Annotated in this window: 29 protein-coding genes; 15 read left to right on the top strand and 14 right to left on the bottom strand. The window is 43.2% G+C overall.

What is annotated here, in order from left to right; genetic code table 11:
- Positions 1–459 precede the first annotated feature (459 nt).
- Complete coding sequence (gene lepB / locus VKA52_RS08295) at positions 460–996, bottom strand: signal peptidase I (RefSeq protein WP_326315065.1); 537 nt, start codon at positions 994–996, stop codon at positions 460–462.
- A 54-nt stretch (positions 997–1,050) separates the two neighbouring features.
- Positions 1,051–1,698 carry a TVP38/TMEM64 family protein gene (locus VKA52_RS08300; RefSeq protein WP_160911922.1) on the bottom strand — a complete coding sequence of 216 codons (648 nt, stop codon included), beginning with the start codon at positions 1,696–1,698 and terminating at the stop codon, positions 1,051–1,053.
- Between the two features lie 211 nt (positions 1,699–1,909).
- Here VKA52_RS08300 and VKA52_RS08305 point away from each other — a divergent pair, with 211 nt between their 5' ends.
- Positions 1,910–2,326: a hypothetical protein gene (locus VKA52_RS08305; protein WP_160911920.1), complete on the top strand. Its 417-nt coding sequence runs from the start codon at positions 1,910–1,912 to the stop codon at positions 2,324–2,326.
- On the opposite strand, the gene VKA52_RS08310 is transcribed toward VKA52_RS08305, so the two are convergent.
- Positions 2,247–2,774, bottom strand: coding sequence for a competence protein ComK (locus tag VKA52_RS08310; protein ID WP_160911918.1), 528 nt, complete (start codon positions 2,772–2,774; stop codon positions 2,247–2,249). The genes VKA52_RS08305 and VKA52_RS08310 overlap by 80 nt on opposite strands.
- Positions 2,775–3,079: 305 nt before the next feature.
- Between VKA52_RS08310 and VKA52_RS08315 the strand changes: the two genes are divergently transcribed.
- Positions 3,080–3,526 carry a DUF3939 domain-containing protein gene (locus VKA52_RS08315; RefSeq protein ID WP_326315068.1) on the top strand — a complete coding sequence of 149 codons (447 nt, stop codon included), beginning with the start codon at positions 3,080–3,082 and terminating at the stop codon, positions 3,524–3,526.
- Here VKA52_RS08315 and VKA52_RS08320 read toward each other — a convergent pair whose 3' ends face one another.
- From VKA52_RS08320 to VKA52_RS08335, 4 genes are all read right to left on the bottom strand, one after another.
- Complete coding sequence (locus tag VKA52_RS08320; protein WP_326315071.1) at positions 3,527–4,273, bottom strand: SDR family NAD(P)-dependent oxidoreductase; 747 nt, start codon at positions 4,271–4,273, stop codon at positions 3,527–3,529.
- 594 nt (positions 4,274–4,867) lie between these two features.
- Positions 4,868–5,065, bottom strand: coding sequence for a cold-shock protein (locus VKA52_RS08325; protein ID WP_035510016.1), 198 nt, complete (start codon positions 5,063–5,065; stop codon positions 4,868–4,870).
- A gap of 198 nt (positions 5,066–5,263) precedes the next feature.
- The gene (locus VKA52_RS08330) at positions 5,264–6,115 is read right to left on the bottom strand and encodes a hypothetical protein (RefSeq protein WP_160915264.1); all 852 of its coding nucleotides are present in this window, start codon (positions 6,113–6,115) and stop codon (positions 5,264–5,266) included.
- An 18-nt stretch (positions 6,116–6,133) separates the two neighbouring features.
- Positions 6,134–6,970: an alpha/beta fold hydrolase gene (locus VKA52_RS08335; protein ID WP_326315075.1), complete on the bottom strand. Its 837-nt coding sequence runs from the start codon at positions 6,968–6,970 to the stop codon at positions 6,134–6,136.
- Between the two features lie 91 nt (positions 6,971–7,061).
- Between VKA52_RS08335 and VKA52_RS08340 the strand changes: the two genes are divergently transcribed.
- The gene (locus tag VKA52_RS08340; protein WP_326315077.1) at positions 7,062–7,841 is read left to right on the top strand and encodes a cobalamin-binding protein; all 780 of its coding nucleotides are present in this window, start codon (positions 7,062–7,064) and stop codon (positions 7,839–7,841) included.
- Positions 7,842–7,857: 16 nt separating this feature from the next.
- On the opposite strand, the gene VKA52_RS08345 is transcribed toward VKA52_RS08340, so the two are convergent.
- A complete protein-coding gene (locus VKA52_RS08345) occupies positions 7,858–8,691 on the bottom strand; it encodes an MBL fold metallo-hydrolase (RefSeq protein WP_442788833.1) in 834 nt (277 codons plus the stop codon).
- A 188-nt stretch (positions 8,692–8,879) separates the two neighbouring features.
- On the bottom strand, positions 8,880–10,286 hold the full coding sequence (gene nhaC / locus VKA52_RS08350; protein ID WP_160915258.1) for a Na+/H+ antiporter NhaC: 1,407 nt from the start codon (positions 10,284–10,286) through the stop codon (positions 8,880–8,882).
- Between the two features lie 425 nt (positions 10,287–10,711).
- Between nhaC and VKA52_RS08355 the strand changes: the two genes are divergently transcribed.
- The 4 genes from VKA52_RS08355 to VKA52_RS08370 all read left to right on the top strand — a co-directional run bounded on the left by VKA52_RS08355 (position 10,712) and on the right by VKA52_RS08370 (position 12,851).
- A complete protein-coding gene (locus VKA52_RS08355; protein WP_160915256.1) occupies positions 10,712–11,449 on the top strand; it encodes an AzlC family ABC transporter permease in 738 nt (245 codons plus the stop codon).
- On the top strand, positions 11,446–11,739 hold the full coding sequence (locus VKA52_RS08360; protein WP_160915254.1) for an AzlD domain-containing protein: 294 nt from the start codon (positions 11,446–11,448) through the stop codon (positions 11,737–11,739). Before VKA52_RS08355 ends, VKA52_RS08360 begins: the two co-directional genes overlap by 4 nt.
- Positions 11,740–11,800: 61 nt before the next feature.
- Complete coding sequence (locus VKA52_RS08365) at positions 11,801–12,232, top strand: hypothetical protein (RefSeq protein ID WP_160915252.1); 432 nt, start codon at positions 11,801–11,803, stop codon at positions 12,230–12,232.
- An 85-nt stretch (positions 12,233–12,317) separates the two neighbouring features.
- Positions 12,318–12,851, top strand: coding sequence for a GNAT family N-acetyltransferase (locus VKA52_RS08370; protein ID WP_160915250.1), 534 nt, complete (start codon positions 12,318–12,320; stop codon positions 12,849–12,851).
- 43 nt (positions 12,852–12,894) lie between these two features.
- Here VKA52_RS08370 and VKA52_RS08375 read toward each other — a convergent pair whose 3' ends face one another.
- Positions 12,895–13,773 (bottom strand): cation diffusion facilitator family transporter, encoded by an 879-nt coding sequence (locus VKA52_RS08375; protein ID WP_326315083.1) that lies wholly within the window; start codon positions 13,771–13,773, stop codon positions 12,895–12,897.
- A 296-nt stretch (positions 13,774–14,069) separates the two neighbouring features.
- Here VKA52_RS08375 and wrbA point away from each other — a divergent pair, with 296 nt between their 5' ends.
- From wrbA to VKA52_RS08395, 4 genes are all read left to right on the top strand, one after another.
- A complete protein-coding gene (gene wrbA / locus VKA52_RS08380; protein WP_160917194.1) occupies positions 14,070–14,675 on the top strand; it encodes an NAD(P)H:quinone oxidoreductase in 606 nt (201 codons plus the stop codon).
- Between the two features lie 442 nt (positions 14,676–15,117).
- Entirely contained in the window at positions 15,118–15,360 is a 243-nt protein-coding gene (locus VKA52_RS08385) for an IDEAL domain-containing protein (protein WP_160915244.1), read from the top strand.
- A 170-nt stretch (positions 15,361–15,530) separates the two neighbouring features.
- On the top strand, positions 15,531–17,012 hold the full coding sequence (locus VKA52_RS08390; protein WP_326315086.1) for a methyl-accepting chemotaxis protein: 1,482 nt from the start codon (positions 15,531–15,533) through the stop codon (positions 17,010–17,012).
- Between the two features lie 76 nt (positions 17,013–17,088).
- A complete protein-coding gene (locus tag VKA52_RS08395) occupies positions 17,089–17,931 on the top strand; it encodes a M15 family metallopeptidase (protein ID WP_326315088.1) in 843 nt (280 codons plus the stop codon).
- Between the two features lie 38 nt (positions 17,932–17,969).
- On the opposite strand, the gene VKA52_RS08400 is transcribed toward VKA52_RS08395, so the two are convergent.
- Positions 17,970–18,590, bottom strand: a complete 621-nt coding sequence (locus VKA52_RS08400) for an NAD(P)-dependent oxidoreductase (RefSeq protein WP_326315090.1) — start codon at positions 18,588–18,590, stop codon at positions 17,970–17,972.
- A gap of 102 nt (positions 18,591–18,692) precedes the next feature.
- Here VKA52_RS08400 and VKA52_RS08405 point away from each other — a divergent pair, with 102 nt between their 5' ends.
- Positions 18,693–19,988: an MFS transporter gene (locus tag VKA52_RS08405; protein WP_326315092.1), complete on the top strand. Its 1,296-nt coding sequence runs from the start codon at positions 18,693–18,695 to the stop codon at positions 19,986–19,988.
- Between the two features lies 1 nt (position 19,989).
- Here VKA52_RS08405 and VKA52_RS08410 read toward each other — a convergent pair whose 3' ends face one another.
- A complete protein-coding gene (locus tag VKA52_RS08410; protein ID WP_326315094.1) occupies positions 19,990–20,904 on the bottom strand; it encodes a zinc dependent phospholipase C family protein in 915 nt (304 codons plus the stop codon).
- Positions 20,905–21,376: 472 nt separating this feature from the next.
- On the opposite strand from VKA52_RS08410, the gene fumC reads away from it, so the two are divergent.
- The 3 genes from fumC (at position 21,377) to VKA52_RS08425 (ending at position 23,320) form a co-directional block, all read left to right on the top strand.
- A complete protein-coding gene (gene fumC / locus VKA52_RS08415) occupies positions 21,377–22,768 on the top strand; it encodes a class II fumarate hydratase (protein WP_326315096.1) in 1,392 nt (463 codons plus the stop codon).
- Positions 22,769–22,892: 124 nt separating this feature from the next.
- On the top strand, positions 22,893–23,099 hold the full coding sequence (locus tag VKA52_RS08420; protein WP_089653219.1) for an alpha/beta-type small acid-soluble spore protein: 207 nt from the start codon (positions 22,893–22,895) through the stop codon (positions 23,097–23,099).
- 53 nt (positions 23,100–23,152) lie between these two features.
- Positions 23,153–23,320, top strand: a complete 168-nt coding sequence (locus tag VKA52_RS08425; RefSeq protein WP_326315100.1) for a hypothetical protein — start codon at positions 23,153–23,155, stop codon at positions 23,318–23,320.
- 176 nt (positions 23,321–23,496) lie between these two features.
- On the opposite strand, the gene VKA52_RS08430 is transcribed toward VKA52_RS08425, so the two are convergent.
- On the bottom strand, positions 23,497–24,594 hold the full coding sequence (locus VKA52_RS08430; protein WP_326315102.1) for an ABC transporter ATP-binding protein: 1,098 nt from the start codon (positions 24,592–24,594) through the stop codon (positions 23,497–23,499).
- Between the two features lie 128 nt (positions 24,595–24,722).
- The gene (locus VKA52_RS08435; RefSeq protein WP_326315104.1) at positions 24,723–25,616 is read right to left on the bottom strand and encodes a PucR family transcriptional regulator; all 894 of its coding nucleotides are present in this window, start codon (positions 25,614–25,616) and stop codon (positions 24,723–24,725) included.
- Positions 25,617–25,628: the final 12 nt, after the last annotated feature.

Consider the following 25,628-nt stretch of genomic DNA (forward strand, 5'->3'; position numbering starts at 1 on the left):
CGGGAGCGCCATTCCCCTCCGCCCCTTTGCTATATAACTATCCCGAAACCACTTTCCAATCTTCAGCTTTTCAGTTTAATGGGAGTATAAGCATGAAACTCCCATGCCGGGGTGATTGAACCCTAAAGGCTTGATACAGAGCGTTTTATGCTTACAACAATCGGGATAGAGGAAGACCTTCCAACTTGGCAAAGGGGTTCGTTATCCCTTTTATCGAATGGGGTGGTTGGGAAGCTGCGAGACTCCCGTGGGAGAAAGGAGATTGGCGAGATCCCGCAGGGCTTAGCCCGAGGAAGCTCGCCACTCCCCCACAGGAAAGCGAGTAGCTTCCCAGCCACCCCTGGCGTTCAACCCGGGCAACGAACCCCGGAAAGTCTCGAAACTGAATCTTCAACAATCCTGCCATATAGTTGAATAACGGTAGACATAAAAAAACCGCCCGTTAAGGACGGTTGCGTTTTAGAACTGTACGCCGAGTTGGTTCATGGGCCAATAGCGTACATCCACTTTTCCGACGACGGTATCAGCAGGTACAAACCCGAAATACCTACTATCCAGACTGTCCCGTCTGTTGTCCCCCATGACGAACAAATGACCTTCTGGGACCGTCTGATGCCCCGTCACCTCTTCCAACGTGAAATCTTCCGTAAAAGGCAGACCGTCATTCGGACGGAGTGAATCGAGGTAACTTTCGTCGACACGTTTACCATTGATGTATAACTGATCATCTCGAACGGCAATCTCATCCCCGCCGACTCCTATGACGCGCTTCACATAATCCTCTTCTTCATTTGCATGGAAAACGATCACCTGCTGTCTTCCGATATCCTGCCAATCATAAACCGCTTTGTTGACCATTAGTAAATTCCCGTCATAGAGCGTAGGCTCCATCGATTCGCCGTCTACAATGTAGCTTGCGAATAAATAAGAGCGGAACACAAAAGCCAGCAACAGGGCGAGTAATACTGTTCTGATCGCTCTTTTATATTTTTTCATTGTTTGCGCCTCCACGTGGTATGCTACAAACATTTTACCCTCGCGGAGACAAACTTAATCCCCGCTGTACGCTTTCTGTTCCGCCTTTATTTGTATTCTTTTCTCGATATACTTCCCAAGCACCCAGAAAAGCAGAATGCAAACACCGACAACAATCGATTTCACTGGATTCTGCGCAAACGATGCGATGCTTGAACCTACATAGGCGATTGTAAAAATCATGACGGCTTTGCCCAAAAGGACGGCTAGGATAAATTGCTGACGACTGACATTGGATAATCCAGAAACCACATTAATGATCGATGAGGGGGAAAAGGGAAAACACATGAGCAAGAACAATGGACCAAACCCATGCTCCTCCACCCACTTCGTCACTTTCTTCACTTGCTTTTGCTTCGTAATCTTCCTGAATAAACGCTTGTCCCCTAATCGGCGAATAATAAAAAATACACACAACGATCCAAAAACAGCCCCGAGCCATGAATAAAGAAATCCTTTGAACAACCCATACACGACAGCATTGGCTAAAACAAAGGCGACAAGTGGCAAAATCGGCAAAAACGCTTCAATAAGAGGGAATAGGATGCCCGGGATTGGTCCAAACCGTTCCAATCCTTCAAGCTGTCTTATGATGTAATCAAATAGTTGATCATTCTCCGCTAAATGGCGCCATTGGTTAATTTTTTCAAACACTGAATCCATGATGCTGCTCCTTATGTACACTAGTGACCAGTGTATGCTTTTCTCCATTTTATCTGAAATCCCGCTCCATGCCTACCAGTATGTGCGTCCTTATCTAGCTTTTCCCCTTCCTGCCATTTTCAACCTTTTTGTAAAACAATCTTGCATACATTGGACCTTTCCGTGGTATAATACAAACAAGAACACTTGTTCGTATTCGGAGGAGAATGACATGAGGTATCTAAAACAAAAAGAATTGGATCTCGCTTCCCGTTATTTGTTTTTATCTATGGCCATCACTGTTATCAGGCAGGATCGGAAACACATGGAACATGGGAAATTCAAAATCAAGGAGCCGTACATGGAGATGCTCGGAAAAATGGAGTTGGAAGCGCGAAAGGAACGGAGAGAACTAAGAAGACAAATGGATCATATGAAATTGCAGGTCGTTGAATCCGGGAGGAACGATTCATTTACCTCTTTCCTTTTTTTAGCTCATGGATATGAGGAGAAGCGCAACTATTTCAATCCAGCCATTCGAAAAAAAGTGGAAAATATTCTGTTTGAGCTTATGAGAAGGTCTCAGCAATCCGTTCAGCACGATGATCAGCAACCACAGGTGTCGAATGGAAACGGTCTTCAAGAATGACGCGCAAATGAGCGGTGCGTTGAACTTGATTGGCGAACATGCCATCAGAAACGGGAAGGTTGACAGACATCCCGTTCGTGAATTGAACAGTCGTTGTTTTATTAGGTTCTCCACGGTAGGAGCGAATATATTTGTGGGCGATCCAGGAACAGTCTTTTCGTTTCGGGGAGATAATCGGGAAGAAATAAATACCCATCGCTTCTGATATGACAATCGGGGGTTTGTGCGTGTAACCGGTCAGCTGCTTTGTGCCAGCAATCCGACCATCGAGGCTGCTTGCAAAGTAACGGCAGGAACGATCGATAAGACCACTTGGACATTTTGAAATGACAAAGCGCTCATCCGTCTCCATAACTTCCGTAAAAGCTTGTCCACCCTCTGGGTTTTTGGCGATAAGAGCAATCGTCTGAGGGTTAATCTCGTATTCTTTTCCATGAACATATGTCATCCACTACAACACCTCTTCCATTTCAAGTGGCGGCAGCTCTACACTCAGGTCGAACCTACCGCTCATCTTCTTTAATTTACCAAATTGCCCGACAAAAGTCTAAACATTTTAAAAAATGTTTCATTTCAACGATTCTGCTATACTACAATTACACCTTTTCTTCTTTCTGCCCTTTGTTTCCTCTCTGCTCTTCACCACGACCAAAGTCAGGATTGAGTAATGTGAAGAAATCGAGTTCAGGCTGAACCGGTTGATCTTTCATTTGAAACACCTCTCAAGCAAAATTCATTTTAGGAGGAATATACATGTGGAGTCGAAAAAACAAGAAGTCGAAACTGGAGAAGAAGGATTTATCCATACACGATGTCCGAAAAGCCGTCCATGCCTACGCGGATGCCAAGCCCAGCGATGTCCCTCTTAGTGTAATCATCAAAGAGGACCTCACACTGGATTATGAACTTTTATCCCCCTACTTAAAAGCTGTGCCCATTCAAAACTTCTACATGTCCCGGGAAACCTATGAATTGTTTGAAGAACAGGATCAGGATCTCGCATTGGATATCGATCTCGTTCAACATGCCGTCGACCAATATATGAAACAGACACAGGAACTGCCAATCATAGATGATGACCCATACAAACGGATAAGTTATTATAAGCTTGAAAATCATCATTTGTTACAACGAAGACCAGAACGTGACTTTTATCTTACAAAAGAAGAATTTATGATTACCTACAAAAAGCCTGAATGATCACCGATCTGCCGTCCCTAATGTCATCCCACCATCTACAACGATTTCTGTTCCCGTGCAATAGGAACTGTCGTCAGAAGCAAGGAAAGCAATAGCTTTAGCTATTTCCAGGGGCTGCCCGATTCTACCGAGCGGGATAGAATGATAAAATTCCGGTACCCCTTTCCCCTCTGTCGCCATCTCGGTTTCAACTCCCCCTGGATGAACCATATTGATACGAATTCCATACGGTCCGAGTTCTATAGCTGCAGCTTTCGACATGGCCACCACAGATGCTTTCGTTGCCGCGTAGGCGGATGACTGGCTAATCGGAGCAAAAGAAGAAATGGATAAGTTGTTCACGATAGAACCCTCGCCCTGTTCGATCATATAAGGGACAGCTGCCTGCATTCCGTAAAAGACCCCCAGCTGATTTACTTGGATCAATTGCTCGTATTCCTCTGATGTCATCTCTATAAAAGGCTTGCGGATTAAAAGACCAGCATTGTTAACAAGTACATCCAACCGCCCGTACCTACGGACGATCTCAGCTGTTGCAGCCGTCCACTCCTCATTCTTAGTTACATCCAACTGTACCGCCAATGCTTCCGAAGACCCTAACGCTGCCACCACCTCTTCAGCAAGGTGGATATTTCGCGCTCCAAACGCCACCGATGCTCCAAGAGACAATAAATATTCCGCAATGGCCTTTCCCTGTCCACGATTTGCACCAGTCACCAACACCACTTGACCCTTTAATTTTTTCACCACTTTACGCTCCCTTCCATCCATCGTTCCGTTATTTTAAACACAATCAGCAAAACTCATACTTTCAAATCCAAAACTCTGCCCACTATTAAAGTAAATGGCAGGTTTCTTGAAGACTCAGTTTCGAGACTTATGCTGAGTGGATGGGGCTGCGGGGAATAGCTCGCTTTCCGCGGGAGTCTCGCCATTCCCCTCCGCCCCTTAACCAAGTATGGTTCTCGAAACCACTTCTTAAAAATCAGCTTGTATGGATATGAGAAGTGAATGATTTAAACTCTATCTCATTGACGTTTAGCATACGCAAATGCTTGATAGAACGCACTATATGCCCGCATAGGGGAGAAGATTTGGAACCTTATTTATGAATACAGGTGTTCGAATCATCCACTTCCCTCAACCATTCAAGCTGACCCTTTCAGAAGTGGTTTCGAGACACTTATAAGGTCAAGGGGCGGAGCGAATCGTTTCCCGGAGCCCCTAGAATTACACAAAAGTCTCGAAACTGAGTCTTCCACTAAAGGGAGCTTTAGTGAAGGAAGTTTCATTTTGGGCATAAAAAAACTCCCCTACGAAAGGGGAGTTTTTCATACGTTCTTATTTTTGAACGTTAGCTGCTTGTGGTCCACGCTGACCTTCTTCAATTTCGAAAGTTACAACTTGTCCTTCTTCAAGAGACTTGAAACCTTCTTCTTGAATAGCGGAGAAGTGTACGAAGACGTCGTCTTGACCTTCTACTTCGATAAATCCAAAACCTTTTTCTGCGTTAAACCATTTTACTGTACCTTCAACCATGTACGTTACCTCCTGCGTGGAAAAATTCCACATTGTATTACTATTCTTGCTCTTCAAGTTCCATCAAGACGACATCTTACGAAACATCTTCTCTTGCATGAATCTGATCGAACAACGAATAATTAACCTTAGTATAACAGATGACCAAAAGGAATGAAAGCCCTGTAAGGAAAAAGTTTTCCCAACTAATGGGAATGTTTATTCCTGCGTCTGGGTGAGATAAGCTTGATTCATTAATGAGAATAGAGACTTCTCTACAATGGCATCGACCTCAGTATTCTGAATGCGGGCGAGGTCATAGAGTGGGCGTCCTTGCTCCAATAAATGTTCAACGATCAAATAGCCAGTGTAATTGGCTTCTTTTTCAAAACCCGAGGCCCCCGTTCCTTTGGTGAATGAATAAAGGGCTTCATAATCGGTTCTGTGCAGGTGGGGTTGGATGTTCATCATGACACGGTTCGGTTCGCGACTGCATTTTTCCTGTTCCCAGCATAATGGGAAGTCGATCATTCCACTCTCTTCTAAAACTTCTTCGGTTGTATGGGCTGCCATCCCTTCCTGGAAGATCAACTGCCCTAATGTTCGTGTATGGCTTGGAGCAAGTCCGGATTGGCTGCAGTGGACAACGCGTGTTAATTCTTGAATCAACCGGGTCCGGCTGGATGTTAGTTCGACAGGAAAGCATAGCGTATAATGCTGGTCTTTTTCCATAATGAATGGATCTGTTTCAAATGTACCAACAAAAAACATGACGGTCATTCTAACAGGTGATGTACAATGAAGAATTTGTTTAATGGATTCTACATAACCATTCACTTCTAAAGGGCCAATATCAAAATATTGAATTTTGTCATAAACTTGTTCGTATCTGTTCCATGCATATTCAATCATTTCTTTGGCTAGCTGTCCCTGTTGATAGCCGGGCGGGGTATAAGGAAAAGCGTATTGATCGGTCCATAATTCGTAACGTCTGTGCATCGGTGTTTGGGAGGCTTGGTCATAAAACGTAAGGAAACGATCCAACATTTGTTTGCATCTGACATCATCCATGATGATCCCTCCGAATATTTAAGTATTAGTTAAAAATTCCAGGCGTTTTTTCCAAACGGTGTGAGCATCTTTACCTATCCAAATTAAATGACTATCGGAGTCAACTTCAAAAATTTCACATTCAGGTACGGAAGACTTAAGTAATAAAGCGTTCGTGTACGGCACACTTCGATCTTTTTGTGAGTACATGCCGAGAACTGGCACTTGAATGCCGCTTATATCCGGGGTTTCGTGTCCAAGATCAGTGATGAACCCTCTGCCGGATTGCGAAGTAGCCAGCATATCCACTATGAAACGGCGGTCGTTAGGAGTAAGGTTTTCCAGGTAATCTTCAACGTTCTCTGTGGTTAAATCAGCAAGCAACTGTTTTAATACCAAATCCGGGAATAATTTAAGCATGGTTCGGAGGCTGCTCCAAACGAATTTCTCTGCTGGTCCAAAAAGGAGCGAAGCCTTTTTCTTAACATCATTTTCCCATGAAGTGAGGAGAGCTGCTTCGAGCAATAGACGGTCCACCCGGTCAGGATGATGCACGGCTAGAGCGATCCCCGTAGGACCCGCCGCCGATATAGAGATGACATTCACTTTTTCGAGTTTGAGATGGTCGAGTACTTCAACGATTGTATTGGCAAAATCCTCAGGTGATCGGCCTGTGGAGAGCTCTGTGTAATCGTAGCCGGGACGAGAAATCGTTAGTAGAGAAAACCCTTCGTAGATCAGACTGCTGTGAGATAAGTCGGTATCCCTTGTGGAGTGACCGCCTTTCAATAACAGAACAGGAGGGCCGGACCCTTTATATGTAAACTCTACTATTCCTTTGGATGTATCGAGGAGCGTTGTCGTCAATGGGTTCATCCCTTTCTTTCTTTGTTTTTCCATACATTCAATATAAGCTATAATGAAAGAAAATGAAACATCAGACGATTCTGAAAAAAGGGGTTAAAAAATGAGAATTGTGTCGATTTGTCCCAGCAATACTGAAATTGTCGCTAATCTTGGGCAGACGCACCTGTTGGTTGGTGTCGATAATTATTCTGATTATCCCAAGGAAGTAGAACACCTTCCGAAGCTTGGTCCTGACTTATCCATAGATATAGAAAAGGTCGCTGCGTTGAACCCGGATCTTGTGTTAGCATCCTTGTCCGTTCCTGGAATGGAAAAGAACATTGAGGGATTGGAAGAATACGAACTGCCCTATATCATATTGAATCCGAACACGTTATATGAGATTTCTGAAGATATTCGTCGTGTAGGAAAGGCAATCGGAGTAGAGGAGAAAGGCCGCCAGCATGCGGAAGCGTTTATGAGTGAAATCGATGAATATAGACAACAGGCCCGGCAGATGGAGCAGAAGCCTACTTTGTATTGGGAGTGGTGGCCAAAACCGGTATTCACACCAGGGGAATTGAACTGGCTGAATGAAATCAGTGAACTATCCGGTGGGATTAACCTCTTCCATGATCAACAAGTCGCCAGCTTTCAAACCGATTGGGAAGAAGTGAAAAAACGCGATCCTGATCATATATGTATGGTTTGGGTAGGGGTGAAGGAAGAGAAAATGAACCCGGATCTTATTAGGAAGAGACCCGGGTGGTCCGAACTCAAGGCTGTGAAGCATGATCGTATTCATGTACTGGAAGAGTCACTCTTTTGCCGACCAAGTCCGCGTTTACTGGAAGGTCTTAGAAAGATTTATACTGTTGTTAAACATGAAAACAGCAAGTGATTGAATCACTTGCTGTTTAGTGAGTTTTCCCTTTATGTTTCGGAACAGCCAATTCTTTAAAGTTTGTGGCTAGATCGTTCAATTGTTTCGCTAGAAGTTCTCCTTCCATTGGCAGACCGTGGCCGGTGATAGCTACCGATGGCTGGAGGGATGCGAGTTTTTTAACTGATTTTTCCGCGTCCTCCCAGTTATGAGTGAAATATGCGGGCGGACCATGTACGTGCTGATGTTGAGTAAACACAGCCATACTGGATTCCTGTTTGACTGTAATGAATGCATCCCCGGCAATGAGTGTCTTGTCCTTATCTCGAAACAGAGCGATATGCCCTGGTGTATGTCCAGGGGTGTGGATGAAGCGCCACTCTTCAAGAAAAGGAATGGTCCCGTCGTTTGGTAGTGGATGGATGTATTTACTCAAATCTGCCTGGTGAGTAGGGAAGAAAGGTGATAAAAGCGAAAATAACCCACCTCCAACGGTTGCATCACCTACAGGGTAGTCTCGTTTATCAGTTACATAATCCATCTCCATTGGATGAATGTAGATAGGAACCTTCCATTCTTCTGCCAGCTGCTTTGCTGAACCAACATGATCGAAATGGCCATGGGTCAAAATAATGGCTTTCGGTTTTGTTTGTCCATATCTCTTCTCAGCGGCTTCCATTATCCGTTTACAATAATGTCCGATTCCACAATCAACGAGCACCCAATCGTCGGCTCCCTCTTTACCGATGAAAATAACATTGACAATTAACGTGCGGTAAAAGGCGAGATCATCCAACACTTGTTCAGCTTCTGCATGCCCCATATGATATTCTTCGTTCGACTGATCTTCATGTTCCATTTGGTCCATGTCCATCACCTCGCTCCCTCATCGTTTTTATTTAGTGTAAGTCAGAGAAGGGGAATTATTCACCATCCTTTTGTTTAGTCATGATACGCAGGAAGCGTGTCAGCCACTAGGCAGTCTGGACCGTTTTTAGGGAGCCAGTAAATAAAAAAGACCGTCCCCTTTACTTAAAGGGGACGGTCTTTCATCTGTTAGTTTGCTTTATCGAATGGCTGAACTTTCGTCTGCTTTGGGGTCAGTGTTTTACCTGTCATTCCAAATAAAATCGTGAGCAATGGGCTGAGCAAGCAGAAGAAGGCAAATGGTAAATAATCGAGAACGGGTACACCAAGGACGCCGGATAAAAAGACACCACATACACTCCAAGGTACAAGCGGGTTAATGACGGTCCCGGCATCTTCCAGTGTTCGTGACAAGTTCTTCCTTGCAAGACCAGCTTTTTCATAAATATCCTGGTAAGCTTCTCCCGTTAGCAGGATGGACAAATATTGTTCACCAATGGCAATGTTGATTCCAATCGCTGTAAACGCTGTAGCCAGCGTAGCGGATCGTGCCGATTTCAATGATTCCTGTACCCGCGTCAAAATAGAAGGGATGATCCCTGTAACAAAGAAGAGACCTCCAAGAGCAAGAGCGAGAATGACCAGAGCTACAGTGAAGAGCATGCCGTTCATACCGCCGCGTGTTAACAGCTCGTTAACAATTTCATTTCCGGAATTCCCTTGGAAACCATCAAACCATGTTCCAAAGAGAGCCCCCCATTCCATGACACCGCGTAAGCCTGCAATCATTGTGGCAATGATGCTGCTGATGGCAAGGGATAGGAAAGCCGGACGTTTGGTTATTGTCATAAGCACAAGTGAAGCTAATGGAATCCAGGAGGTCCAGTGCATCAATCCTGTATCACTAAGTCCGGCTTGAAAGGTGTTCAGTTGCTTAACATCCGGGCTTCCGTCCGGGGATAGAATCATGAACAGGATAAAGGTAATTATAAAGGCTGGAATCGTTGTCCATGCCATGTTTTTTATGTGGTCAAATAAATCAACTTTAACAACCGTGGATGCCAGATTGGTCGTATCGGAAAGCGGGGACATTTTGTCACCAAAGAATGCCCCGGATACAATGGCTCCGGCTGTCATAGCTAAGGATACGTCCATCGATTGAGCGACCCCGATGAGCGCGACGCCAACCGTCGCTGCTGTTGTGAATGAGCTTCCTAAGGCAACACCAACAATGGCTGTTACAGCAAACACGATCGCAAGGAACCATGGGCCTCCAGCCAGCAGGAAGCCTGCATTCATTAAGACAGGAATCGTTCCACTTGCCATCCAGCTTGAAATTAGGACACCAATGACAAAAAATAGCAGGACAGCTCCCATTCCTGTCTGTGCTCCTTGAGTCATCCCGTACTGCAGATCCTTAAAGCTCATTTTTCTATAAGACCCATAGGCGATCATAATGAGAATCCCAATTAAAATCGGAATGTGTGGGACGGTTTGAACGTCAATGATAAAATAACTGATGATTCCAATGGTTACGAGTAATAGTAATGTGGATTCGATTAAGCCTGGTAGCTTTTTTGGCTGCAGGTGAAGCATAGGAATTCCCCCTCAATTTTTCTTATTCTTTACTCCTTGGGCCACATTTAAAAAAATAAAAGCCCCGCCCCTGAAAAACAGGGACGAAGCTCGCACTCCGCGGTACCACCCTTGTTGGTAAAGAAAACCCTTTACCCACTCTGTTGGTGTATCATTTGGTATGGAATTCTGTAATTCGATGGAAGGATGCCCAAGTTCTCACCACCCACTTGGTCTCTGATCGGCTGCGAATCGAACCATCTACTTCGGAATTCATGATACGAACTATTCTTTTTTGCTTAAACGCTTTTAAGCAGTGAAGTGATGTGAATTCATAATAGAATATTTATTATTGTATGTCAACGATTATTTTAAAAGGGGAAGCTTCAAATTGTACCGTTAGTTGTGTATAATAGTGGAAATTTGATTGGAAAGGGGGAGGAAGGATGGAAACTCAAGTCATAAGCACCTCGGCTTCTTCTACTCGTTTACATATGATAAAAAGAGGAATTCTTGCAGGTTTTCCAATTATGCTGGGCTATTTACCCATCGCTCTCACATATGGTGTGTTAGCGAGCCGTACAGGCATGACGAATGTAGAGCTTACATTGATGAGCGTACTCGTTTTTGCCGGTGCTGCTCAATTTCTGGCAGTGGGTATGGTAGCAACGGGAACAGGGATGATTGAAATTATTATCGCTACATTTGTTCTCAATTTCAGGCATTTTGTCATGAGTCTATCTTTCGTCAACCGTTTGAAGGGGATAGCATTAAGAGCAAAACTTCCTCTCTCTTTAGGTTTAACAGATGAAACTTTCACGATGTCCGCCTTGTATAAAAACGAAGCAAAAGAAAAGCATGGCAGCTTGTTTTATGCTTCTCTAATTTTGACGGCTTATTTATCATGGGTGGGAGGATCTTACCTTGGTGGAGTTTTAGGTGATGTCATGCCCGCAAGGTTAAGTGACAGTATGGGTGTTGCCTTGTACGCTATGTTCATTGGACTTTTGATCCCGTCTGTGAAAAAGGATGTTAAAATCGCCTGCATCGCTGTACTCGCGATGTTGATCAATTTTATTTGTCAGTTCTGGGGGATGAGTCAAGGCTGGGCTATTGTGATGGGGACAGTCCTTGCAGGTTTCAGCGGAATTTGGATTCTTGAGGATGAGGAGGTGACAGAATGATCATTTGGATGATCATCGGTATGGCCGTTGTTACAGCTGTACCAAGGTTTTTACCTGCGTTGATTGTAGGGTTTGTCACTTTCCCGAAATGGGTGGACCGGTGGCTTAATGCTATTCCTTACGCTGCCCTGGGAGCATTGATTTTTCCGGGAATCATTTCAGTAAAACCTGATGCACCTCAAATCGGAATCATAGCAGGTTTGGTAGGAATCTTTCTTGCATGGTTGAATGTCCATATTATCTTCGTTGTCCTTGGGGCGATTGCGTCTGTATTCTTGATGACATTATAATCACACCTGCCCAGAAGGTGCATATCGTATAGGGATACTTCCGAGAAAGGAATTGATCGTTATGCACCGACAATTTGGTTTTCCTTTCGGGCAGATTTTCGGATCTCCGACGCCCGGCCAGGGAGGACAGTTCGGCCCTGGCCAACCGCCTGGACCTCCTCCGGGTGGACCGCCTTTTGGAGGCGGGCAGGGTCAGCCGCCATATGGAGGAGGACCTGGAGGACCAGGAGGGTCTGGCATCCAGCTTCCACCACCACCGGAACAGCCGCCTAGTCCACAAGGGGCATCTTTGTTTGCTGTTGACCCAGGGTCGTTATATGGCTGCCTCTATCGATACACTTGGATCACTCTTGTAAATGGTCGTTCGTTCTGGTTTTACCCGACATTCATCGGCCGTACATCTGTTGCCGGGTACCGTTGGCAGCGACGTCGTCGTCAATGGGTTTATACAGGCTTTGATACACGACAAATTTCTAGTTTCCAATGTAGATAAACCGCAAATAAAAGGTGATGTCACTCTTGGCATCATCTTTTTGTTACAATAAGAAGTAATTAGAGGAAGAAGGGACGATCTCCATATGCCTGAAGTAAGAGCTGCCCGCTTTGAGGATGCTGAAACGATTGCAGAAATTCATGTGAAGAGTTGGAAATCAACATATAAAGACCTGATTGATGAAAGGGATTTAAGCAATACCACGGTTGAACACCGGATTGCACTTTGGGAAACAGTTCTCAGAACTCCTGTGAATGGTCAGATTGCCTATGTTATTGAAAATGATGACGGGGAAGTTGTCGGTTTTGTTTCAGGTGGGAAAGAGCGGACGAAGAATTATGGGTTTGACGGGGAGATTTATGCCATCTACTTACTGGATGAGTATCAGGGAAAAGGGTATGGGAAAGAAATGCTCCGGGTATTCTCGAACGGGATGCTTGAAGCAGGGTACCAATCCCTTCTTGTATGGGTGCTGACCAATAATCCTTCCAGCCAATTTTACATAAAATATGGAGCGGATCCTGTAGAGGCTGAGAGGGTCACAATCGGACAAGGGACCTATGAAGAGACGGCTTATGGTTGGAATGAATTAAAGAGCTTAACTGAGCGACTAGCTTAAAACTGGAGTAAATATAAAAAGCCTGCCATTATTGGCAGGCTTTTTACGTCTCTTCTTCTTCATAGGGTTCGATATGGATATGGGCATAACCGATATTTTTTTCTTTTTCTAATCGTTCTTCCACTTCATCGGTAATGGTATGCCCTTCTTGCACCGTAATATCAGGGTTGACGTGAATGGTGGCTTCGACAAGTGTCTTATTTCCCTGCATCCGTGCTTTGACATCCTTAACTGCCCATACATCAGGATGATCGGATATACTTTCGCGGATGTGTTCAATGCCTTCTTCGTCATAACCGTCTGTAAGGCTGTGAGTGGCATCGACAAAAATATCCCAGGCGGTTTTACAAATGATCAGACCAACAATCAAACCTGCAAGAGGGTCCAACCAGGAGACACCGAATTGAGAGCCGAAGATCCCTATGCTTGCGCCGACACTTACTAAAGCATCTGATCGATTATCTTGTGCAGCCGCGTATAAAGCATTGCTGTCCACTTTTTTCGATAGATTCAGGTTGTACCGGTAAACACCATACATGACAACGGCAGCTGCTAAAGCCGTCCATGCTGTGAGCAAGGACGGTTCACTGGCTTTTTGCTGAATAATATCTTGAATTGTACCGATGATGACTTCTATGCCTACAGTCATCATAATAAAAGCGGCGATAAGAGAAGCGATCGTTTCAGCGCGAAAATGACCATAATGGTGATCCTCGTCTGGTGGCTTTCTTGAAATCTTGAGCCCTACTAAGACAGCCACAGAAGCAATGACATCAGTTGTATTGTTTAAACCATCTGCTCGGAGTGCTTCAGAGTTTCCAACGGAGGCGATAATCAATTTTGTTGTAGCGAGAACAAGGTAGGCTATAATGCTTACCCAGGCACCACGTTCCCCTTTTTTTAATTTTGCATAGTCATTCATGGACTTTTACCTCCAGATCGATCAATTAGGCTTGATATAGCTTACCAAATAGAAGTTCAGTGGGTCTAGAGAAAAAAAGCTTTCCATGTTCATGTTAATTGCCTTGACGCAAAACAACATCATTTGAACTATTATGAAGTGGTTGTAAAGGTTTTATAAAATATCTCGAATTTAAGAGTCTTGAGTTTGAGTTTAAATTTGTGCGGGTATATATTATTTGTGAATCCTGATCATTTCTTAGGAAACAATAAACAGGCATTCTTGGATTCCAAAAGTACGCAAAAGGAGAGATTTTAGTGGCAAACGTAAAATTAGCGATCATTTATTACAGTTCAACAGGTACGAACTACAAAATGGCGCAATGGGCGGAAGATGCAGCTAAACAAGAAGGGGCAGATGTGAAACTTGTTCGTGTTCCAGAGTTAGCTCCTATGGAAGCCATTGAACAAAATCCTGCATGGAAAGAGCATTACTTAGCTACCAAAGACGTCGTTCCAGAAGCGAAAATTGACGATCTTGATTGGGCTGACGCTGTAATTTTCAGTGTACCTACCCGTTTTGGTAACGTTCCAGGCCAAGTGAAGCAATTTATGGATCAGGCGGGCGGCCTTTGGTTCCAAGGAAAACTTGTGAACAAGGTTGTCAGCGCGATGACTTCTGCTCAAAACGTGCACGGTGGCCAAGAGGCAACGCTGTTGAATTTTTATACTACGATGTTCCACTGGGGAGCTATCATTGCAGCACCAGGTTACACAGATGATGCAGTGTTTGCTTCAGGAGGAAACCCATATGGTACAAGCGTGAGCGTAGATGGAGAAGGAAATATGAAAGAAGAAGTTGAAGGCGGCGTACGTCACCAAGTGAAACGTACCATAGATGTTGCAAGTAAATTTATCAATTAAATCATAGAAGAGAGTATGAAATCTTTAGGGTTTCATACTCTTTTTTGATTAAATGGTTTGATAAACATTTCCTTTAGTAAGGCAGTGTGGTAAAAGATCTTAATCAGAGATAACCAGATCTTTATATAGGAAGTTTAGGGAATGAGCGCTCTTTAGTGAGGATTGTGGAAGAAGGATGATCATCGCTATTCTTTCTTCTAAATGTGACAGGCAAAGGTGAGCGAATCCTATTTTTTTCGAGAAAATAGGGGTGTTTACAGTACTCTCTTAGGAATTTAGTAACTATTTTGCAATAGGAAATCTCGATGAATCCCTCTAGCAATAGGGTTGAGAGGTTTAAAATTTTTAAATATGGGAATCATAATACTAAATATTCAGAAAACTTGTTGCGAAATTCTATTATATCCTGCATAATGAAAAAAAGCATGAAGGGGGTAGTCTCATGAGAAAGCAAAAGATTGATTATGTTATCCGTCGCCACCCCGAGTACAAAGGGAAAGAGATTACGGCAAAGAGAGAGTTGTCCTTTGGAATACAGTTAGCCTCACGTCTGCTTTTAGATCAACTAAGTTATCAGTTTAATAAAGAACGTCTGGATAAGGAAATCAACCAGGCTATTGATAACGATGACCGCGTTGCATTTGAACGTTTAAGTTCTCAATATCAACCCTTTACATGGGAATAAGATAGAACCGTTGCTGATGCAGCGGTTTTTTTTTGTGAAGTTATTTGTCCTTATGTCATAGAAGTGCAAGTATAATGGTACATTTTTCAAATATAGAAAAATATTGTACGCACCTTTGTCGAATAATGGTACATTAGATATAAGGATAAATGACTAGGGGGAGAATAAAAATGAAAGCGCTTAATAAAAACAGTGATATTATGAATAAACAGAATGGAGTGCTTGTGAAAATTATGTTACTTTCAGTCATTCTTGGTTTGATGGCTGAGCTTGTGGTTGGTGCTCCTCTGAAGATTATGCTCTCATTCGGATTAGGTGGCGGGGTGACGGTTCTTCTTATGGTCGTCTTTCATTATCAGAAAGTATTCCAATGGGCTGTCCCGTACCTTGCAATCTTCGGGCAAGCCTTCGTTGCAGCTTTGATCATGTCTGCATCGGAGTATGTCACGAATATCTTGTTCAGCTTTTATTTATTGGGAGTGGCCGCTATTTCATTATCAATAACTGTGTTAACGACAGGAGGCGTCCTTGGCCTTGGACTGCTAGCTTATTTTGTTCTCACAAAAGGTGAAGTAATTGGTCTTGATACGCGAGCAATGCTAATGTCCTTGGTGTTCTTTTTGCTCGTCTATACTGTGTTGGCCATTCAGGTCCGGATATCACGACAACTTCTATCTGATGTCGATGAATCACTGGAGAAAAATGGGCGATTATCACAGTTAAGTGAGCAAAGAGCTATAAAGGTGGAGAAGACAGCAGCTGACATTCAGAAGCATATCCATGCCATCGATCTTACAAGTCAAAATCAAAAAGAAATGATGGCAACGATGAACCAATCATTTTATGAAGTGGCAATGGCTTCTCAATCCCAGATAACTTCTATACAAAACATTGTAGAAGCTTCTGAAGAGACAAATACCACTATTGATGATATGGATGCCAGCTTTACTTTATTGAAAGAAAAAGGAGTCATGTCTACCAGGATTGCCGGCAATGGTGAAGATCAGATGAAAGATTTAATCAGAGGCATGCATTCCTTTCATACCTCTTTTTCAAAAATGAAAAGCAACATGAAAGAATTTCTAGACCAAACGGAAGAGAACGCGGGATTTGTGGAAGAAATTAAAGGTATTGCCGATCAAACCAATTTATTAGCATTAAACGCAAGTATAGAAGCAGCGAGAGCAGGGGAGGCAGGAAAGGGATTCGCTGTTGTTGCCGAGGAAATCAGGAAGCTGGCGGATATCACAAAGAAAACAACGGAACATATGGGCGAAAACCTCTCAAGCATGAAAGAAAAGACGGCCTTAACAGAAGCTGATATGCAAAAAGGGGATCATGAACTTGAGAAAAGTGTGCTTTCGTTAGAGAGTACTGAAAATACATTCATGAAGCTTTTATCCTTTTTAGGGGAAATTCAAGCTGAAATGACCCGTTTTGAAACACAATCAAGTTCGGTGAAAAAATCCTCCGTAACGATTGATGATGCAGTGAATGAATTTGCTTCACTGGTGGAACAAACATCTGCGACCATACAACAACTGCAGGCAGCAGTTGAGGCCTTTTCTCATGATCAAATAGAACTCGTCAAAGAAATCTCTGAAACCAACCACAGAGTTAATGAACTGAGTTCTAAGAAAACAGCTTCATGAGAAGGGCTGAGATATACAACCTCTTCTTGTGAATGTTATAGTAAGGGTAACATCACAGACTAGGAAGGTAATACAATTGAAAAACGTATGGATTCTAACATTCTTAAGTATCAGCTTGACTGCTTGTTCCATCACCTCCTCAGGGGGCGAACAAGAGTCGAAGGAAGATATTCCTGCTTCTTCGCAAAAAGAATCGGAACAAGACCCTGCTGATAAGGAAGGTCAATCCTCTTCTTCTAAAGAAACAGAGCAGGCACCTGCTGAAGAAGAAAAGGATACGGCTTCTGACAAAACAGAAAAAGATAAAGTATTAGAGGACGGCACAGTCGAAGTAGGAGAACCTGAGAGCTTACAGGTCGTCGTCAACAAAACCAGGAAACTGCCAGGGGATTATGTTCCCGAAGATTTGACAGTCCCGGATGTTCCTTTTTATTTCACAGAAGACCACCCGAAAAAACAAATGAGAGAAGAAGCTGCTCGTCATTTAGAAGAGCTTTTCACAGCTGCTGAACAGGATGGGATTGATTTAGTAGCCGCTTCAGGCTATCGTTCCTACGACCGTCAAAAAAGGATTTACGAAAGAAATGTAGAAGTTTATGGTAAAGAGGAGACAGATACATTTTCAGCACAGCCTGGCACGAGTGAACACCAGACAGGTCTTGCCATGGATGTGACCTCTGCTCAGGTAGCATTTAAACTGGAGCAGTCCTTTGGTGAAACCAATGAGGGAGAATGGCTTGCCGACCATGCGCATGAATACGGGTTTATCATCCGGTATAGAGAAGGTACCAAAGATATCACTGGTTACATGTACGAACCCTGGCATTTAAGGTATGTAGGCAAAGAGTTTTCTACAGATGTTCATGAACAGGCTGTAACCTTAGAGGAATTTTTTGGACTTTATCCTTCCGATCAATAAAAGAAAAGCCATTTCTCATAAAGAGAGAAATGGCTTTTTTAATAGCAGATGCCCACGCGGTGATCTACGAATTCCTTTTTGTGTAGTTCCTGATAGGTGAAGAAAGCGGTGTCTGCTACGGTAATTTTCTTTCCGTCTTCCGGGAGCATATCACGCTCAAATCGGATATTGCCGTACCTTTCTCCCTCAGGCAAGTAGGTTGGACAGATGACAGTCCAATCCAGGTCACTTTCCAATAAAGCTTCATACACTTTCACATGTTCTTCAGCTGCAAATGTCTTCTTTCGTTTGGATTCACTGGTCTGGTAGCGGTACTTTCCTTCTTCGAACCTACTGTTAAGAATGCCAGCCGTTCCAATCGAGACGATTCGTTTGATCCCTTGTTCTTTCATTGCTTTTATTATTAAAGGTACACTCACTGAAAGGGTATCCGTCTTATCTGTATTCAAGGCACTTACGACTGCATCACAATTGGCAATCGTCTTTTGGACGTCCTTTTCATTTTTTGCATCGCCTATAACCAACTCCGCCCCAGGTATAACTTCCATCGCGCGTTTTTCATCACGAACGAGTGCTTTCACTTCCACCCCATCATCCAGAGCTAATCGTATAATTTCAGAGCCGACTCTTCCCGTTCCACCGAATAAAGCTAATTTCATTAAATCACCTCAAAGATTTGTAAAGTTTAATCATGTCTACGTAATAATGTTAAAATCCTTTGCTATGCTTGTCTAAAAAGATTTTAGATAGGGGATATGACCATGAAAAAGAAACCCGTTTGGAGCTGGATGCTCTATGACTTTGCCAATTCAGCTTTTGCAACGACCATCATGGCTGCTGTTTTACCTATATTCTATTATGATGTAGCGGCTAAAGGTGTTCAAGAATCTTTAGCTGCAAGTTACTGGGGATATTCCCAATCCATTGCCGTCTTAATCGTGGCGATTCTCGCTCCCATTCTTGGGGCGATCAGTGATTATTCGGCAGCAAAGAAAAAGTTTTTAATGTTTTTTGCCTATATGGGCATGATTGCGAGCGTTTTGCTGGCCTTTGTCGGTGAAGGGGATTACATCTTCGCATCTCTATTATTAATCGTGGGTACGATTGGTTTTTCAGGAGCCAATGTATTCTATGATGCTTTTTTACCTGAAGTAGCCAATGAAAAAGATATCGACCAGGTTTCTGCAGCTGGATTCACTTTAGGGTATGTAGGTGGTGGGATCTTGCTCGCCATAAACTTGCTGATGATTATGAAATATGAATGGTTCGGACTGGCGAGTACCTTAACGGGGACGAAGCTTGCCTTTATATCGGTAGGAATTTGGTGGTTTATTTTTTCCATTCCACTTATGAAAAACGTTGTAGAGGAAAAGAAGGTTCAGAGAAAAAGGGAGCATTCTTATATAGCGATCGGCTTCCAACGACTTGGCCGGACATGGAAAGAACTAAGGCAATTTAAACAGCTCCTCATTTTCTTATTGGCATTTTGGCTTTATAACGATGGGATATCCACGATTATAAAAATGGCCACGATATATGGAAGAGATATTGGAATTGATAGTACTTCACTTATTACAGCTTTACTCATCACACAATTCGTTGGAATTCCGTGTACCTTCTTCTTTGGGTGGCTGGCAGGTAAAATAACGCCTAAGCGTGCGCTCATGATCTCATTATTTTTCTATTTAATTATCGTAGCACTTGGGTACTTTATGACATCCGCTCTTCATTTTTACATTCTCGCTGTATGTGTAGGTTTCGTACAGGGTGGAGCCCAGGCTTTAAGCCGCTCTATTTTTGGACGAATGGTTCCGGGAGATCGTCACGCGGAGTTTTTCGGTTTTTACGGAATTTCTTCCAAATTTGCTGCCATTTTCGGGCCGTTTGCCTTCGCGATTGTCGGACAACTGACAGGCTCCAGCCGTTTCGGGATTCTGTCCCTCGTGTTTTTCTTTATCGTCGGCTTGATTCTGTTATATGTACTTGATGTAGAAAAAGGGGTAGAGCAGGCGCAGGCCTACACCCGCTCCGAGGAAGAACCCCTCATCCGTTTTTAGATTACACGATCGGATGACTGTATTGGTTCACCAGCATTTTTTCAAGAGGCTCACCTGTGTCATACGAAATGTTACCAATGATTTTTTGAATGTGAGCCAAAACTTCTGAAGAACCTGTCTTCCAATACTCGAAGATATATTCAAATAGGAGGATCCCTTCATTCTTAGCCTGGGCATATAAATCGAGGAATGACTCGGTACGCTTTTCATTCGTTGCCGGATGACGCCACTCCGTTCGATTTTCATTCAAAAAATCTTTATCTTCATTGATTGGCTGGTGGGAGAAAGAAGATACGAGCGATCCGAACCAATGATTCTTCCATTTCCATGGGTCATACAACACCCTTTGCGCTGCTTGTATATGAAAAAAAGATTCCTGAATCACCTTCTTCTTATGTTTCGCCGTGACTTCAGGATAATGTTTGGTAAGCAGGCCGTGCATAAGGGAGGAAATAGGAAGGACTTGCTTTCCTACTTTAATTTTCGTATGAACAGGGTTTTTCCATGTTTTCAAGCTTCTCTCGCGGTTGAGCATGACGGTATCTAAGGCTACTTCAAGTTCCTGGTGTTTATTTTTTTCATAACCTGCGTGGTAATGAACGTAAGGGTGAGTATGGCGGTCAAGGACATGGTGGCTGACAAAGCCAAGGATAAAGGCCTGCACTGAGTTTTTCTCTGACTTCCCTCGTTCAATCATATCCATTAAAAAAGGGCCGCATCTTTCCGTATGCATCACCATCCCGATTTCTGTTACCTCTTTGTCAGGTAGAAAAGGCAGGAAGTTATGATAAAAGAACGGATCAGGCCCCTGAGCTCCCATATGTAAAGAAGCTGGGGAAGTTTCTAAAAGGTCTTTTCGATCAAGCTCCTCGCACAGCTGATCCACAAACAGGATATGCGTCCATATATTAGGCATGATCATTCTCCATTCTTAATAAGAATTTATTCCACTAACTGGCAGGTTTGTGGAAGACTCAGTTTTGAGGCGTTTGTTGAGTGGATGGGGCTACGGGGAATAACTCGCTTATGATGAGAGTGTCTGGACGATGGAGCAAGACGAACCTTTCCCCTGAGCCCCTAGAATCACACGAACATCTCGAAACTGCGTCTTCAACTAAAGGGAGCATGAATGAAAGTGTGGATTCAAAAAAAAGAGCCTTTCTGCAAAGGCTCTTTTCACCACTTATTACCCACTTGAGAGATCAAGCAAGGAAGGAAGATATGTACCTTTGCTTGATGAATTCATTATACATAAATATCTGAAAAATGTAAATAATCAGACATAAAACTTCGAGAAAATTGTCAAAAAGAGCGGGCTTCTGGTGATTGTTCAAAAGATTCTTGATACAATGAAAGGGTATGATGATTTGAGCAAAGGGAGGATATTCATGGATTATCGCATTGAGAAAGATACCATAGGAGAAATCAAAGTACCGAGCGAAAAGTTTTGGGGAGCTCAAACACAGAGAAGTAAACAAAATTTCCCGATCGGCGATGAGAAAATGCCGAAAGAAGTTGTTGAGGGTTTTGCTATACTTAAAAAAAGTGCGGCAAAAGCGAATGCAGCACTCGGGTTGCTTGAAGAGGAAAAGGCAGACGCTATTGCTTATGCAGCCGATCTCATTATTGCCGGAGAACTTGATGAGCATTTCCCTCTCGTCGTATGGCAGACGGGGAGTGGTACACAGTCCAACATGAATGTGAATGAAGTCATCGCTTATGTGGGTTCACAATGGCTTGAGGATCAAGGTAGTGAAACTCGCCTCCACCCGAACGATGATGTCAATAAATCTCAAAGTTCGAATGATACTTATCCGACAGCGATGCATGTTGCATCTGTCAGAAAGATCGAGGATGTCGTTCTTCCAGCCTTGATCCAATTCAAACATACATTACAAGAAAAAATGGAAGCGTTTAACGATATCGTTAAAATTGGTCGTACTCACTTACAAGACGCTACTCCATTAACCTTGGGGCAGGAAATCAGTGGGTGGCACCGCATGCTTGAAAAAACAGAAAAAATGCTAATAGAAAGTACGGAGTATGTAAAAGAGCTTGCCATTGGCGGAACAGCCGTAGGCACGGGGTTGAATGCCCATGAAGATTTTGCTGATCAGGTTGTCGCTCAAATTAACGAGGCGACAGGAAAAGGGTTTATTTCCGCACCGAACAAGTTCCATGCTCTCACTTCGCATGACGAACTTGTTCACACGCATGGGGCTTTGAAAGCCCTGGCTGCCGATCTTATGAAAATAGCCAATGATGTAAGGTGGCTTGCAAGCGGGCCTCGTTGTGGGATTGGCGAAATAACGATTCCAGCGAATGAACCGGGAAGTTCTATCATGCCTGGCAAAGTAAACCCTACACAAAGTGAAGCGGTAACGATGGTTGCGGCACAGGTCATGGGGAACGATGCAACAATCGGCTTTGCCGCTAGCCAAGGGAACTTTGAGCTGAACGTATTTAAGCCAGTTATCGCTTATAATTTCTTACAGTCTGCACAACTTCTTGCGGACAGTATCGTTTCTTTCGATGAACGATGTGTGAGTGGACTGGAGCCGAATCATGAGCAGATTGAAAAGTACTTACGCGATTCCTTAATGCTTGTAACAGCTCTTAACCCTCATATTGGATATGAGAATGCAGCGAAAATCGCGAAAACAGCTTTTGAAAAAGATCAGACATTGAAAGAAACAGCGGTTGAGATGGGGATTCTTACGGAAGATCAGTTTGAAGAATATGTGGATCCTAAAGCGATGACGAAACCAAATACGAAATAATTTTATGTTGTTAGCCATGTTTATTAGCCAATATAATTTCTCCAGTAATTACCACCTGTTTTTTTGACATAAAAACATCCAGACCGACCCATACTACGATTACACAAGACAGGAGGTGAGACACATGGCTAACAACAACAGTTCAAACGAGTTGGTTGTACCTGGTGTACAACAAGCTCTAGACCAAATGAAATATGAAATCGCACAAGAATTTGGCGTACAACTTGGTGCTGACTCTACATCCCGTGCTAACGGTTCTGTAGGTGGTGAGATCACTAAGCGTCTTGTCCAAATGGCTGAGCAACAGTTCGGCGGACAACAATACAAATAAATACTTGTGACGAAGGAGGAAGGGTGCGCCCTTCCTCTTTATTTTTTGGATGTTTGAAGCATTCATACGTTGCACAAGGATCGAATTCCCAAGACCGTTTTGAAAGAAGTGGCGAGCGATGCAGGAATGTGGTGTATGCAATGGATGGGCAGCCTCTGAAAGACCCTGCCCAAAATGTGAAGGCACAATGCGGGATCAAGGGCGTGTTACGGATTTTTTAGATGACTACAGTCCTTATCTTGATCAAAAATATACGGATCTCGTGGATGGGGATCTAAATTCATCCATCACGGAGGAATGCGTCCATTTATTTGTTTGTGAAGATTGTGGTTTGAATGATATTCAAGCCACATAAAAAAACGCAGCCCTGAGGCTGCGTTTCTCTTTTTATCTTGTATTAGTGGATGCGTAATTCAGAGTCTTTATCAAAGAAGTGTACTTTGTTCATATCAATGGCTAACGTGATTTGATCTCCACCATTAATGTCAGAACGGGAGTCTACACGAGCGATGAAGTCCTGATCATTCAGTTTGGAATAAAGGTAAGACTCAGAGCCCATCAATTCTGCTACTTCGATATCTGCAGTAATTTTCTTGTCCTGGTTCGCATCAATAAACACTGGCTCATCGTGCATGTCTTCGGGTCTTACACCAAGAATAACTTCTTTTCCGATGTAGTTTTGTTCACGAAGAGGTTTCATTTTACCTTCAGGAACAGCGATTTTGACATCACCCAGTTCGATGTGTCCATCGGCAAGTGTGCCATTTAGGAAGTTCATGGCTGGAGAACCGATGAAGCCGCCTACAAATACATTTTCAGGTTTGTCATACACATCTTTCGGCGCACCCACTTGTTGAATGACGCCATCTTTCATAACGACAAGTCGTGTGGCCATCGTCATCGCCTCTGTTTGGTCGTGTGTGACGTAGATCGTCGTTGTCTGAAGGCGTTGGTGCAGCTTCTGGATTTCCGCACGCATCTGAACACGAAGTTTCGCATCAAGGTTGGAAAGAGGCTCGTCCATCAAGAATACTTTCGCATCACGTACGATCGCTCGACCAAGAGCAACACGCTGTCTCTGCCCACCTGACAGCGCTTTCGGTTTACGATCAAGTAAAGCCTCAAGGCCGAGGATTTGCGCTGCATTATTTACGCGCTTCTCAATTTCATTTTTATCCATCTTACGGAGTTTCAAACCAAATGCCATGTTATCATATACGTTCATGTGTGGGTACAAGGCATAGTTCTGGAAAACCATTGCGATGTCACGGTCTTTCGGAGCTACATCGTTCATGCGTTTTTCATCAATCATGAAATCTCCGTTCGTAATTTCTTCAAGACCTGCAATCATACGAAGCGTTGTAGATTTACCACAACCGGATGGACCAACGAATACGATAAACTCCTTATCCTTGATGTGTAAGTTAAAATCATCTACCGCTTTAACACTTTTATCATAAACTTTATCAATATTGTTCAGTTTAATTTCCGCCATTTTTATATCCCCCTAGTGAATTTGAAATCGCTTTCTTGTGTGATTACAGTGTATCGAAGTTTCTGAAAACGGTAAATGGACAAAGTGCACAAACCTTAGAGGGGGGTGTTTGTGCACTTTGTCGATACTCAGTATTCCATGTGTAATAATGCGAGATAGGTAATGACCGCGCCTTCGAATTGTTTAATATCAAGCCCTGTTTTTTCAATAAACTTATCCACTCGATACTGCAAGCTGTTCCTATGCATATACAGCTTTTTAGCAGCTAACGATGTATTTGAACCTGATTCCAGGAAGATTCGGATGGTCTGTAATAATTCCTTGTCCTTTTCGATGTCCTTAAAAATGGCTCTCAGAATATGTTCCCATTCTTCTTGTGGAAGTGCGTCTATATACAAATAGGGGATAATATCCTTATAGGTAATGATCGAACCTAATTTATGTTCTTTGGCTATCCCCGCGCCATGCTGTGTCCATTTCAAGATTTTTGAGGCATCCTCCGGTTTTGAAGTGAATTCACTAATGAAAAAATGGATATCTGTATAAAAATCACTGCTTAAAACATCTGCCATGCCTTCAAATTCCATGACTTCCTGATTGTTAGATGTAATTTCCTCTATGATGATTCCATCACGGTCCGACGTCCATAGGAGTGGCATTTCTTGAGGAAATAGTGATTGAAGGGCTTCCTTTACAATATCTTTCTCTGTTTCAACATCTTCAATGGAAAAAAGGACAAAACGATAGGATGCCGGCCACACCATTTCTGGAATTTCTTCATTTTTATAAAGCAATGAGGACCAATGCTTCTCCCTTTCCGTCATGGTGGATTCTTCCGAGCTTAGAGGCTTAAGGAATATAGAGAGTAATTCTGAAGAATGTTGATCCAGTTCATCTTTTTTAATTCCTACGATTTCCGCATGTTCGGTTTGAAACCATTTGTATTCTATATGGTTGTCAAAACCGAGTTTATTTATCGTGATTGAAGGGTATAAACGTTTAAGTTGGTCTATAACTGACATGAATCTCTTCCT

Source organism: Halobacillus sp. HZG1 (assembly GCF_035818575.1).
Lineage (GTDB): Bacteria > Bacillota > Bacilli > Bacillales > Halobacillaceae > Halobacillus > Halobacillus litoralis.